The sequence below is a fragment of the Halorubrum sp. Ib24 genome (genome assembly GCF_002252745.1).
Classification (GTDB): Archaea; Halobacteriota; Halobacteria; order Halobacteriales; family Haloferacaceae; genus Halorubrum.
Window position 1 is genome coordinate 1 of the sequence record NZ_NHOX01000001.1, and the last position, 13347, is coordinate 13347.

The 13347-nt window shown below is 54.3% G+C and carries 12 protein-coding genes and 1 pseudogene; 3 read left to right on the forward strand and 10 right to left on the reverse strand.

Translation table 11 applies throughout. The features are described 5' to 3' along the window. A partial coding sequence (locus DJ82_RS00005) for a hypothetical protein (protein WP_094580771.1) occupies nt 1–543 on the reverse strand: 543 nt, incomplete at its 3' end. A gap of 712 nt (nt 544–1255) precedes the next feature. Between DJ82_RS00005 and DJ82_RS14285 the strand changes: the two genes are divergently transcribed. Both DJ82_RS14285 and DJ82_RS14290 read left to right on the forward strand, forming a co-directional pair. Next, nucleotides 1256–1690: a hypothetical protein gene (locus DJ82_RS14285; RefSeq protein WP_141212003.1), complete on the forward strand. Its 435-nt coding sequence runs from the start codon at nt 1256–1258 to the stop codon at nt 1688–1690. 208 nt (nt 1691–1898) lie between these two features. After that, complete coding sequence (locus DJ82_RS14290; protein WP_141212002.1) at nt 1899–2354, forward strand: hypothetical protein; 456 nt, start codon at nt 1899–1901, stop codon at nt 2352–2354. Nucleotides 2355–2950: 596 nt separating this feature from the next. Here the strand turns inward: DJ82_RS14290 and DJ82_RS14295 are convergent. The 3 genes from DJ82_RS14295 to DJ82_RS00030 all read right to left on the reverse strand — a co-directional run bounded on the left by DJ82_RS14295 (nt 2951) and on the right by DJ82_RS00030 (nt 6873). Further along, nucleotides 2951–3310, reverse strand: a complete 360-nt coding sequence (locus tag DJ82_RS14295) for a hypothetical protein (protein WP_141212001.1) — start codon at nt 3308–3310, stop codon at nt 2951–2953. An 829-nt stretch (nt 3311–4139) separates the two neighbouring features. Next, nucleotides 4140–4346 carry a hypothetical protein gene (locus tag DJ82_RS14300; protein WP_094558235.1) on the reverse strand — a complete coding sequence of 69 codons (207 nt, stop codon included), beginning with the start codon at nt 4344–4346 and terminating at the stop codon, nt 4140–4142. Between the two features lie 1735 nt (nt 4347–6081). Then, on the reverse strand, nt 6082–6873 hold the full coding sequence (locus DJ82_RS00030) for a transposase (RefSeq protein WP_321166839.1): 792 nt from the start codon (nt 6871–6873) through the stop codon (nt 6082–6084). An 82-nt stretch (nt 6874–6955) separates the two neighbouring features. On the opposite strand from DJ82_RS00030, the gene DJ82_RS00035 reads away from it, so the two are divergent. Further along, nucleotides 6956–7786 (forward strand): IS5 family transposase, encoded by an 831-nt coding sequence (locus DJ82_RS00035; protein ID WP_094580763.1) that lies wholly within the window; start codon nt 6956–6958, stop codon nt 7784–7786. A gap of 626 nt (nt 7787–8412) precedes the next feature. Here DJ82_RS00035 and DJ82_RS00040 read toward each other — a convergent pair. The 6 genes and pseudogenes from DJ82_RS00040 to DJ82_RS00065 all read right to left on the reverse strand — a co-directional run bounded on the left by DJ82_RS00040 (nt 8413) and on the right by DJ82_RS00065 (nt 12942). Then, complete coding sequence (locus DJ82_RS00040) at nt 8413–8688, reverse strand: hypothetical protein (protein ID WP_092701522.1); 276 nt, start codon at nt 8686–8688, stop codon at nt 8413–8415. A 108-nt stretch (nt 8689–8796) separates the two neighbouring features. Next, a pseudogene (locus tag DJ82_RS00045) lies at nt 8797–9617 on the reverse strand (IS5 family transposase). 9 nt (nt 9618–9626) lie between these two features. Beyond that, nucleotides 9627–10121: a hypothetical protein gene (locus tag DJ82_RS00050; protein WP_094526542.1), complete on the reverse strand. Its 495-nt coding sequence runs from the start codon at nt 10119–10121 to the stop codon at nt 9627–9629. A gap of 15 nt (nt 10122–10136) precedes the next feature. Then, nucleotides 10137–10472 carry a hypothetical protein gene (locus tag DJ82_RS00055; RefSeq protein ID WP_094525102.1) on the reverse strand — a complete coding sequence of 112 codons (336 nt, stop codon included), beginning with the start codon at nt 10470–10472 and terminating at the stop codon, nt 10137–10139. Between the two features lie 305 nt (nt 10473–10777). Next, complete coding sequence (locus DJ82_RS00060) at nt 10778–11917, reverse strand: serine hydrolase (protein ID WP_241881342.1); 1140 nt, start codon at nt 11915–11917, stop codon at nt 10778–10780. 245 nt (nt 11918–12162) lie between these two features. Then, on the reverse strand, nt 12163–12942 hold the full coding sequence (locus DJ82_RS00065) for a hypothetical protein (RefSeq protein WP_094525103.1): 780 nt from the start codon (nt 12940–12942) through the stop codon (nt 12163–12165). Between the last annotated feature and the right edge of the window lie 405 nt (nt 12943–13347).

Sequence of the window (13347 nt, forward strand, 5' to 3'; positions counted from 1 at the left end):
TATGGGGACCGAGCTGCTATCGCTGATCGAAATATCGTATTGATCACGAATTGCGAAGTCGCTCTCAATGGAACCAACGGAACTACCGTCCGGGTCTGTCACCTCGAATTTATGCCCGATAAACTGTCCTACCGGCAGGAGTTTTCGACCCATCGTGATGAGCCCCCCACGTGAAGTAATCTCTGCGAGGAGCGACCCATCCTCCGCGTCGCGGATTCGCCATGTGTCTTGGAACAGCGAAAAATCGTTGTCCAGAATGACGAGAGGTTCTCCAGTATGGCCATCGGTAAGTGCGTAGTCACCAGCAATATCCCAGGTGCCACTGGCCTCTACAGTGAACATCTCGTTTTCGTCGGCGTCGACGAACGGAAACGTGTCCTTCCCCTCATACATACTGTAGGTACAGCGAAATATCGTGTCGCCGGTGATATCTTTGCCTTCATATTCGGGTTGAAGATTCTTGTCCTGTCCCGTCTGTTCGACGGTATACTGACTCCCAGAGAGGCCGAGACCAGCAACGCCGTATTGCTGTGGTGTCTCCATATTCAAAATATTGTGCATAGCTAACATTTAAATATAGGGCATTCTGGCTGGTAGATCTGTTGAAATCTTCGGAACCTGACCGGCATGGCGTGCAAGCTATCGAACGTGAAGCCTGTCATGTCATAGAACTCTTCATACGCTATAGTCACTCTGGGTATCTTTTGAGAGCGTTATGACCTAAGGAGTGCGTGCACCAAGTGCACGCCGATAACAACCGTTCAGCCGTGTTTAGACGCTACCGGCTCTGTTGAAATCCCATTCTTCAGATACATTCTCACTTGAAACAGCCAGTCGCTGAAGACTGCGCACTGAATGGTTCTGAAATGAGGGGCCCCGAGTCAGTATCTTCTTGATGCTATATCCTCGAAAGCAGGTATGGTCGGTATAGGGACTATTATTATCGCAATTACGTTCGTCGTCGCAATGGTGGTGACTCTGGGTCTACTACTGCGGTTGTTGAAAGACGCTGATGGTCTATGATTCAGCTGTACTGACCGCGACCGGGGCAGAATATATCACTTTCTGAGGATTTCAACAGAGCCACGCTACCGATTACGTAGGTTAGCGTTTATGTTGAATGAACAGGACCGGTCTATGAGAGCCCCTCTGTTCCATTTCGTTTTCGGATAGCGGCCGTTTCGTCCGATCGACACCGGTCTAAACAAGGCTGGGCCTGAGCAAGAGATATACCATCCACGATTGATCTGGGCGTATGGAAGTTGCCCTCCGGACCGCACTACTGGGAAGTGACCAGAAGCGATCGTTACAGGGAGTTCTCACAGCGGCGGGAGTATCTGTGCTCGTTCTAATTATTCCGTTCCTGCCGCTTGCTGGGGGTGTAATCGTTGAGCCAGGTTTTGTGATAGTCGGATTCGGGCTGGCAAGTTGGTGGGCCTATGACAATAGTGGGCTCGCAATCAGCGTACTCCTGATATTAGCACCGGTGATAGCTAGACTGACATACTACTGGTGGCTCTACCTCAACCAGCCATCCCCAGTCGCACTCCCATTGTCATTCGGCGGAGTCGGCGCGTGGAAAATGTGGATTCCGTTGGGCCTATTACTTGGGATACTCGCATTCGGGGTCGGCGTTGTCGTCCGCCGGGGCCGCCAAGTCACTGCTGGAGAATCCAATACGGTTGCTTGAGTATCAACCAGACCGGCACGAAACTAAGCATTCGTCCGTATACGTGCCCCATATTCAGTAGCGTTCACGTGATCCCCTCAGTTTCTGTCAATAGCAACGTGCGAAATATAGAGCGTCGATCCAGCAGAGCGACCTCAGTAGTTCGAGTCCGCGAGGAGGGGCCGACGGAATAACTGAGAATTACCTCAACGAACGATGACCACTGTGTATGAAGACATTTACCGCCCGGTTTGGAGTCGTAGATATGGAAAGACGGCAATATCTGCAGGCAATCGGGGGATGTTTTGGTGTCGTTTCAATATCCGGGTGCACAGAGATTCTTCCGGGTAGCAATCAAGAATCCGAGTATCCGGGAGGAACGTTCCTCGTCGAGAACACAGGAAACAACGCTGTCCCAGTCTCGGTAGAGACGAAATTAGATCAATACGACGCCTCACTTGATATTGAGGTCGCTGCCGGAACGACGGTCGCTCGTCCTGAGTTCGTCACTGCTAATCAGGGTGAAATCGTTACTCTTGTCGCTCAGTTCGGCTCAACAGGGGACGCTATACGATTCCAGTTCCTCCCAGCAGGCGGAGAAGATACTCCGCCAGAAGTAGCGCAACTCACGGTCGAGAACGCCGTCGAGGCAAGTGCGACTTGGACTGCGACAAGTGGAAGATGACCTCCTCCTCGCCGTAAACGGAGAGGGAGCGGAGCTCCCTCAGGCAGTCGGGCTACGCCCGACGACGGCGAGGCTTCCCACGGCACTACACCGCTGGGGTGGGATATTTGCTGGTTCACGGCCTGTCGGCATGACAGGCCGATGGCGGGGCCACACCGCCGTTACTCCTATCCCGGCAGGGGACTCGGAGTTATCTTGACCGAGACACCACAGCGGTTCGAGAGTGTGTCTCGAACGTTCTAGGCCTCGGAGTCCCGATATTGTGCATTTGAGTGGGCGGTGTGACCGCCTCGGTGTACGTCATGCTACGATACACTGTTAATTAAATATCCGTATTGTTGCTGAACATAGGTTGTGGAGGCGTTGTCGGATTCACGCCCGCCGTGAACGGCGGGACTCTCTCCTCGAAGAAAGATAGATCGGTCCCCACCCATCGCTAACTCGCTGCGTACACGGCCTGTATGCAGACCGGGCCGCCCGAAACAGTCGAGTTTTGTGGCATTATTGAAGCCCTCAACAGGTGATACACTCTGACCCGGCCGTGGTCAATACAAGGGATACAGATACGACCTCCCAGAATGGTAGTCGGTTGAGCGCTATCGGGTTTCGAACGACACCCCGTCGGGACCGAGAGCGGCATGGATAACAACGGATTCATCGACAGAGACGGTCGTTTCGCCGCCGGTGTTCGCCTCTTGAGCCGTGATCTGAATACGATACTCGCCAGATTCGTCAACCGGATACGAGAGCGCCGTCGTTTCCTCGGCTCCGAGCGAGCGGTCCGTACGCATGACCACCCGCATATCCGATGCTCTGGTGATATCGATATTAACGGCTACCCGCTGATTCAACTCGTTGTCGATCACCAAGTTCGGATCTCCCAACTCCAGACATCCGGCAACTCCCAAGAGAGACGCTCCAACGGAGGCAAGCATCTGTCGCCTAGTGGAGGGCATACAGGCCAGTTCAAAACGCATCACTAATGCGTTTTGCTTCACGGGCTTTGTTGAAATCCTCAGCAGGTGATACGTTCTAAACTAGCTTCGGTCAGTATAAGAAAAGGTCGCATCAACTCGCGTCATTTGGATCAAAGGCGTAGTAAACGACAGCCATTGTGATTCCCATCATTACTGGCCCAAAACTTCCATCACCCGACAGTAGGAGCCTAACAGCAAATACACCCACAGCGGAGACGAGGCCAACGAGGAGGGCATAAGGAACACGGGATAGGCCACGTACGCAATCGTCAAGCCGCTGGTACAGACCCCGCAGAGTATCCATACCACAATCACCGTGGATGGGTGAATGTGTCTTTCGTTAGAGATACATTCTTTGGGGAACAGGTTTTCAGGCAAGAACCTGTCTGAAGGAGAGGATTTCAACAAGACCGCTTCACGATTTAGTGGATGGCACTCTGGCGGAGAGCAACCATCGCAATCAGGCCATTCGCATGCCCTATCTAACAGTTAATTTAGTAAATATCTAAGCGGAAATTTGTTAAGAACGATTCTATGACAGGCTTTATTGTAAGTTCAGTTGTATCGAGTTGGCATCACCACCGGTAGTAGTACGCATGTTTCCAGTCATGAACGATGCCACCTGGGATTCCATTTTTTATGACAAGAGTTGTAGCCGTTGCCACGGAGACACTCACAAGTAACACGATAATAGCGTTTGTCCATCGCTGTATTCCGGTCAATCCAGTTCGATACCAAGCGAACGCGGCAACAGTGATGCCGATAACTGTGATGCTTGCAATCTCATCTCTACTCAAGCCAGCCCTTATCATGGTCCTCCATCTGAATACACGCGGCTGTACAGCGTCCATCCGATGGCCGAGACCGCGACGATGATGCCAATAACCGCAGGGATAGTGTTCGCAGAGCCGTTGAACGACCAGTCAAAAATCAAATAACCGATGACGGCAATCAGCGCGACGATAGTCCCGATGGCTCTGATCGCTGGTGAATCCGAACGACCACTACCAGGCATACCTGATTGACATCTGCACACGGTATTAAATCTAGGAGTTACCAGTCCTGAAACGTCGCTACGATAACTAACTAATTTTATGACACGCTGCACTGCAACATATACGCTGTGTATGCAGCAAGCCCTTGGTAAACTATCAGCGACAGAGGTTTACAACAAATTCAAATGTTGTAATTCAACCACAACCAAGTATGACTCACGATCAATCGATCTGTTGGCAACGTAAACTTGTTCGGTTCAAACTGTGGCTATTTGCGTAAGTAATCCGACAGCCCAGAGTAACAAGCCAGAGATCAGGAGATACGTTAGCGGGTTATACTCACTGACGATTGGATTCTCCTCATACCGTGCCAATCCGTAGAGACTGGTCAGTAACAAAAATAAACCACCCGCCAGCTGTAACACAGTTCCGATGGTGAGTCGTAACTCTCCACCGACACTGACCTGAGCTAACAACAAGACACTGACAAAAAAGAAGCAGAGAGCGACTAACCTAGAGGGGTTCATAACCGCGAGTTACACTCCACGACCGGTATATTTACTGTTTGAACACTACGATCACGCACATAACGCCCAATTGGACGGTAAATCATACGGCCAGCGCTGGATGGACGAGACTGTCGTTTCAATCATCAAACTGCGACCACTATTCGAGTGGCCAAATCAACCGAGAAGACGTCACGCAGCGGTTGTGAGTGGGCCGGGGGCTTTCGACACTTACTGACCGAATAGCGCGGTCAAAGCAGATTCATCTCGCTTGGCTTTGTTGAAACCCTATTCTTTAGACATATTCTCGCCTGAAACAGTCGGTCGATGAGTGCTGCGAACATATCGATCCTGCGCTCAGTCACCTAAGGGGTCGCCACCTAATGTATGCGACTACTCCAAGAAGAGCAATTAGAACGGACAGGCTCTGTTGAAATCCTATTCTTCAGATATAATATCGCGTATAACAGCCGCTCAGCAGGTGCGCTTATTCACCGGTATCTGTTCGTTCCCCTATCCAAAAACCAAAGAGAAGGATAGCAAACCCGGCTACTACGGCTATCCAAAATCCCGGGTCTAGAACCATCGCAGGTGAAAACTCACTCGGGGCTAGAACCAACGTCCAAAGAGGGACACCAACCAGCAGACAAGCCAGCGCAATAAACATAAATTTGCGATAGGGATTCATCTTGTATAGATAAGTACCATTTGGCGTGAGATATATGCTCTCCCTTTCAGGGTAGTTTGTGAATGTTCTGTAGTGACCGAAACCGCGGTAAGATGTATCAAATTCTGAGGATTCCAACAGAGCTGGTTCTGTTGAAATCGTTAAGCGGTGATAGGATCGGCGTGAGAGATGCAGAAAGGATATTCAACAGGAGGACATCAAAAAGAAGTGTACAGCTTTCCAAAGTCCAATCATGCGCAAGGCCCTCTATCAAACTGGTATCGGATTGTATATTCTGTGGATAATAGCGACGACGCTGCTCATTCTCGGTCGATACACGCCGTTTCCATCGTATAAAATCGTTCACTCAGCGGTTGTAACTGGCGCAGTAGTACTTAGTATCCTAGGTGCGGGGCAACTTTTCCGGAAAGGCTATCGAAAGGTCGTCTCGGGGTAGATACGCGCTCTGAATGTAGCACAGCCTCGACAAACTATCAGCGACCAATGGTTTCAACAAAGCAATTATACGAATTCAAGGAGAGCAGCTGCGGCTAGCCGCAGGATGAATCCGACAACATGGAATTAATACACGTCCGACGGATTAGTTCGAGTTTCTAATATATACTTTGAAGTTCCCAAAACCATGATACGATAGTAAACCGCCCGCCGCAACCGGTCCGAAGACCGGCATTGTCCCTGAAACGTATGTTTCAACTGGCGGATGGCTGTCTCTATCCTCCACCGGTGGCGGTACTGATAGCCGAGTCCCTCCAAGTCCCGCTCACCGACATCCATATCTGTAATCCAGATGGTGTGTGTATCGCTTTCGCCGCTCCCGGCATCAGGCGTCTCCGCTACAGGAGGCATCTTGCCGTGTCGATCAAGCCGGGATTGGGGGCTGCTGTCAGGATCCGTCTCGTCTGAGGAACTATCATTAATGCTCTCGGTTTGGTCGTGATAGCGAGTGAGATCTGTCGCTGGCGTAGTTTCTTTTTGCCCGACTTCTTCGTCGGGGACCGGCCAGATGATCGCGTTGAACGTCCGGTGACTCGCATCGAAATTGGTGAAAGTAATATCTTCTTTTTTTGGTTCCCCCGAGGAGGCGTTCTCAGCGAGCTCCGTATACATCTCTTTATCAGGGGCCTGAATCATCCAGTTCAGTCCGTGTTCTCGGCACGCTGTGACAATATCGGCTTCGAACAACTGGCTGTCCATGTAAATCCTGCCGAACTCGGGGTCCGCATTTTTGCGAAGTTGCTGAAGCATTCGGTCAAGTGCTTCAGCCTTCTCACTCCGCTCTTTGAGTGGAGTTGCACCTAAAATGGCTCTGTTGAAATCCTCAGCAGGTGATATGTTCTTGGAGTCGTGCTGAATACAGGGCGCAGGCCGTGTTTAGACGCTAAGAATATTGCCTGAATGGCGTGATTTCGAGGAAGTGAAGCGAGCAGAGTTCGATGTGCCTTCGAAACTCGCCCGCTTCACCGACCGATGTGTGGCTTTGTCTCAAAAAGCTGTCGGGAGTGACGGAAATCAGCCTGTCAAGAAAGGGGAAGGTGGCTACGCAGACTGGGTGATCATCACTCTCCACGGACTTCGCGAATACCTCGACCTTCCGTACCGCCGACTCCTCGATATCCTCCGTGAAATGCCTGATATCGTGGAGAAAATCGGGCTGTCGGTCGAGGAGTTGCCGGACTTCACCACGGTTTGTGCTCGGAAAGAAGCGCTGAAGATGCGCGTCTGGCGAGTGCTGTTGCGGCTGTCTGTGAATCTATTTGATACTGGAGAGATTCAGGCCATCGACTCCACCGGTCTCGCTCATCGTTCGTCCAGTCACAACTACGCGAAGCGCGTCAAAGGCACGTTTGAGTCGGTTAAAACCACGCTTCTCGTGGATTGCTCGACGAGAGCAATCCTCGACGTTCACTGCTCAAAGAACCTTCCACACGACACACAGATCGCGTGGCAAGTCCTCACGAGAAATCTCGAACAGCTAGGAACTGTAGTCGCCGACAAAGGCTTTGACTGGGACGAACTCCGTCATATGCTGCGTGAAGAAGGCATCAGACCGGTGATCAAGCACCGTGAATTCTACTCGCTTGATGCCGCTCACAATGCTCGGATCGATGATGAAACGTACCATCGACGGTCTATCGTCGAATCGATATTTTTCGCGCTGCGCAAGCGATTCGGCTCGACGATTAAAGCCAGAACGTGGTTTGGTCAGTTTCGAGAGATCGTCCTAAAGGCCGCCATCAGAAACATCGAGCAGTCTCTCACCGCCTGAACCACGTGAATTCGAGCGTCTAAACAAGGCCCAGGGCGCATATCAAACATCGTGAGCAGGTTCAATTCGTCGTGTAGGGCGGGATAGACGCGTACGACAGCAATCAGAGCAGACGCGAATAGACCAGAGGACTACGCTACGTACTGTCTCGATACTTAGAATAATAGGTGAAGATTCCAAAAGCCAACCCACCTGCTGCTCCCGGTATTGCGGCAGAAATCACGCTAGCGTCCGAGAGAAGCACGTCTATCGAAACCCACAGCAGTACCCAAACGACAACGTTCATCGGAATATAGAGCCACGGATTCGTCCGACTCCATACGCCTTCAGCCATTTTGTCGCTCTTATTAGGCTTGTTAGGTAATTCTTCTGAATCTGATAGTGATCCGAGCTAATTCCGTGACCGACACACCCTCTGTATCTCGCACGACGCTCCTGACGGGGAATGAGTAGGTTTCTGCGGTCGTGCTGAATACACAGCGCGTCTCGGTCACCGGGCTCTCGGGCATTGGTGAGAGGATGAAGGCTCCCTATCGAGAAACTGCGGCGGCGTGCGCCGCTGCGTATCCCGGACTACAGCAGACGTTGAGCGCGTATCGGACGTAACGCGGGTCGGTTGGCGTCGCCTACGCCAGCGCGATTCCCGCCGCGACGGCGAGACTCGTCAGTGCGAGGCTGACGAGCGCGACTGTTGTCCGGCTGTGGTGTCCGTCGCGGTCGTCGGAGTCGAACCCACGACCGGTCAGAACGCCGAGGCCGACAGCAACCGCGGAGAGGCCACCGGCGAGCGCCAGCGTCGTCCAGAGTTCCAGTCCGTGCTGTGCGACTTCTCGTGTAGCCGTCCCGGCGAGAAGGACGCCGGTTGCTATCGGGGCGGCGGCTGTCGCTTTGTTGGAGGGCATCAGTCAAATATCCAACGCGCGTCTAAAAACAGTGGCGATGCCGTTCCGCGGACAGTGGTCGGTACAGGCGACCCAAGAATCGTTCAGTACAGACTAGGTATTGACTGCTCAGAGTGATCGGTCAATGTTGTGACTGAGACAAGCAATAGTGAGTTCACGGAACTGCTTCCACCATCGTCGGGAGCGAACAAACGCACCGTACTTCCGCTTGAGCGTTGAGTTGACCGCCTCGGATTGACTCCGCTGGCCGTAGAGACCAGCGTCTAAGCGCGCGTTCCATGCCTTGTAGAGCGATGTAAACTCACGATGCTTTATCAGTGGCCGAACCTCGTGTTGCCGGGCAAGTTGCCTGATCTTCTGGTCGTCGTAGCCCTTGTCACCGAGTAGAATGCCAATATCCTCGGGGTTGCGCTTGATCAACGACGGCGCAATCTGGCTATCGTGTTTTCGTGTTGTCGTCACGTGGAGATCGAGGATTGCGTTCACTTTCGTATCGACCAGCAACGTCACTTTGAGCGGCTGAATCGTGAGTTCGGCTCGTTTCGTGTAGTGTTTTGAGGCGGACTGCGGTCGAATCCTGACGCATCAACTCCAACGACACCGCTCGTCGGAAGTAGCGTCGCTGAGAGAGTCAATATGGCACGCCAGACAGCCATATCAAGCCGGTTGAACGCCTTACAAAGCGTTGATGGCGTAGGAAGTTCAGCTAATCCGAGGGCGTGACGAATGCGCGGCATCTCGATCAGTTCGTCAAGCAGGCCACGATAGGTCGTGTCCTTCCGAACTTTGAGACACAGCAAAACAACGTGCTGGGGAAGTGTATAGCGATGTTTGGAGAACTTCGAGGAGTATCGAGAAACCGCTCGGCGTGCCAAATGGATCGCCTTCTCAGTAAATCGGAGAATCTGCGACTTCGGGAGGGCCTTCATCTCATCGAATTACACGGCGAACATGTAACTCTCTGAGGATTTCAACAGAGCCCCTAAAATGTAGTTTCGACCGGGTGTGACGGTCGATAGAACAGCATAGTGCCAGAATTCGGTCGTGTTATCATCGTTGATCGACCCCGTCACCCATCTGTTCTCCTTCCCATACCAGCCAACAGTCGTGAGGTCGTACGCTAGGTGGATTGGTTCCGACGGGGCGAGGTTTTCGCGCTCGAGGAGGCGACACGTGGCATTGATGAACTTCGTTTCAATGTCTTCCACCTCGTAATCCCCCTCGGTGCCCGCGTTTGGGATATACTCGAAGAGCGTCGAGGCTGAGGGGGTGTCTCTGTCAGACTGCCAGTCAAGAAGTTCGGCGCCGTTCTTCGCGGCACATTGCTCGATGGCGAGGTGTGCGAACAATCGGTAGATGTCCCCAATCGAATACTCGTAGTTGGGGGCCAACCGGTCGCGGTCGAACCGAAGCGGGGGAGCGACCAGCGCCATGTACTCGGCGACGACTCAGCTCGCCTCGCTCATTTTGTGGTCCATGCTGACCGTCCAGTCCTCGTCGTTCTCCCGGTAGTAAGCACGCGGCTTCGACGGGTACGTGGAAGTCCGGTCGAACGAGGGTCCTCGGGGGGTCAGCGCATAGAGCGCGGCGTTGTGACTGTACTCGGCGGCTTCAGATAGAAAGTCGGCGTCGAATTCACTGATGGCGCTCGAAAGTTTCGAGTAGTGCGTGCCATCACCGGAGGTGAAGCAGGCTTCGCGAGCGACAGGACCCCCCTTCTCCAGAATCTGTTGGAGTTCACGATATCCCCCGACGAACTCCTTCAGAACACCGGCCCGATACATCCGTTGTGTCCGGCGGTCGAGACCGTCCCAGTCGTCGATCTCATCACACTTGGGGGCTATCCGCAGGTCGAAATGCCGGAGCGCCCAAAGCGTTTTTTAGTATCTTTGTCGTACTCAGTGTCACCCCCGAGTTCCACGAGTTGGTTTTTCTCCTCCCACCGGTCGACGTCGTAGGTAGGTGTGGGAGTATACGGATCAAGGGGGTCAGGATGTGGATCGACGCCGTCAGGGTATTGAGGGGGGGTCACTGCTGTAGAGATCGTCGCGCTCGAAACCCATCAGGGGGTGTTTCTCACCCGGGTGTATTAGCCCGTTCGCCTCAAATTCTCTGAATTGACACGTATGTTATATATCTCCAACATAGACCTAAACTGGACAGTACTGCTACCGTGGGCCACGACGAACAGGCCAACGTCCTCCTCAGGGAGCAGGGCGAACTCAGTGGCGAACTGCGGGACACCGCCACCGTGACGGACGATCCGGGTATCCCCCCGGGGTCGCTCAAAAAGCCCGAACGCCATGCCGTCGATCCGTTCGTGCGGTGTGAACCACTGCTGGTGCATCGTGTCGACCGCGCTCTCAGAAAGGATTCGTTCGCCGTCGACGACGCCGTCGTTGAGATGCGCTTGCAGCAGCCGTGCCATATCCGCGGCGGTCGTATGGAGGCCGGACGCCGGCGATACGTCGGAGTAGAAACTCACGACCTCGTCAACCGCCGTTCCATCGGCAGGTACGAGTCCGGACGGAGCCGCTTGGAACGTGCTGTTTGACATCCCGAGCGGCGCGAACACGTTCTCCGTGACGAACGAGTCGAATTGCTGCCCAGAGATGTCCGCGATCAGCTGTCCGGTTAGTGCGGCGGCGTAGTTGGTGTACTGGTAGAGTTCACCGGGGGGACGGACACGCGTCGGTACGTCTGTTGAGACCGACTCGGCGAGCGGACGGACATGCGTAGGATTGCTCACCGAATCGCCGCGCGCTCGGACCTCGAATCCCGGCGTGTGGGTGGCGAGGTGTTCGAGCGTGATCGGTTCGTCGAACGTTTCCGGGAGGTCGACGGCCTCAAGGTGGGCGTCCACGGCGTCGTCTGGTGCGATCTGACCGCGATCGAAGATCTGCATCGCGGCCGTCCACGTGAGCACTTTCGAGACGGAGCCGACACGAAAGAGCGTCTCGTCCGCTCGAACCGGGATGTCTTCACTCTGAAAGGCGTAACCGTAGCCGCCGGTGTGGACCTCGTCGTCGTCGACGACGGCAACTGTCAGTCCGCCCGCGTCGTGTTCTGCCAACGCGCGGGTGGCCGCGTCGTCGATAAGCGTATCCACGCTGGTCGTTTGTGTCGGTTCGGTCGATCCGCTCGCAAGACCACTGGCCGCGATGGCGGTGCCAGCACCGACGGTAGCGGACTGCGACAGGAAACGGCGTCGTGAGAGTGTGGAGGGCATCGGTAGAGGTGTGTCTGAGAGAGATTTCACGCCGTGGAGGGCGGGACGACTCGTCCGGTTGAGCTCGTGGCGGAGTTGTGAGCGGTGAAGGCGAACAGCCGGATACCTCGGGTCGACACGCCGACGATGCCATACGCGCCTCGGTGGTACCCACGGCTTGCTCACCCCCGCTTCTCTGTCTCGGGTGCGATGGTGTCAAACACACATTAGCTATCCCACATGAATTTTATCCCGCACGATCGGTCTCACACCGACCCGACGAGTGCGAGCACTCCGAGCGCGGCCACCAACCCTGATGCCGCGACAAAGAGGTCGATCCCCCACCGAAGCAGCCAGTCACGTGCCCGGCTCCCCTCCGGATGAATCCCGAACCGGACTGAGAGGTTGCGAACGATCACGACCCAAGTGACGAGCACGAACCCGAACAGAAACGGCCACACGTCGATGTCGAGTTGAACCTGTACGATGTAGATTGGGAGCACGCCGATCAGTATCGGCGTTGCTGCGATCCGAGCCATAGCCCGGATCGGTCGACGCTGCAGCGCCGGAGGGTCGCCAGCTACCAGTTCGGGGACCGACACGCCACACGATCGAAAGCTGGCGGCGATTTGACGGAGCTGTCCACGCGGTATGAGGAGCCCTTCTGGCTTCGTGACAGTGAGCGACCGGTAGTGGAGTCGTGCAGCAACGATCGGACCAAGCGGAATCAACTGCAGAGAGTCCACCTCAGTGAGGTCGATTATCTGCTCGTCAGTACCGGTCGCTACTGCGAACTGTTCGGTCTCGGGGTCGTCGAACTCGGGTTCGATCACTAAGATGCGATTCTCGGGAGTGAGCCGGTAGTAGTTCGTCTTGAACCCCGCACTCGAAAACCAGATCATCAACCACAGACACGCAAACGCGATCACGTAGGCAACGGTCGCCCGAGAGCCGAAGAGAGCTATCGACCCGAGGACCACAAGCGGTAGCACGATAAAAAAGCCGGCCCAGATCACGGGGTGCATCGTGACGATGAACGCCGCCATCCGATGCGGAAGGTGACGAATTCCGTGGAGGGTCGTCTTCCAGCTACTGTTTGCCTCTGGTCGTGCGGTACTCTTGGAGGACATATCGAACCACTCACGAGACGTCGAATTAGGTGTGGTGGTGGCAATTTCGACAGCGACCACGTCTCGATTAGTGTCGTAGCACTAACCGACACTTGACATCCTCCTCCGCCTTCAGGCGGGGGAATCCCGAGCGGTGGGAGTTTCAGGTTCGCAACCATGACTCCGCCACTTCACGGGAGTTCGCATCTAACCCAGTCGTCGTGTTCGGTGGCTGACTGGCGGTGCCAAACCGCCGGTACTCCTATCCTCGGCGTCATTGACTCCCATCTGTTGTTTTTGCCAGCAGGGAGTCGCTGATACGTCGCCGGACTCGGAGTTATC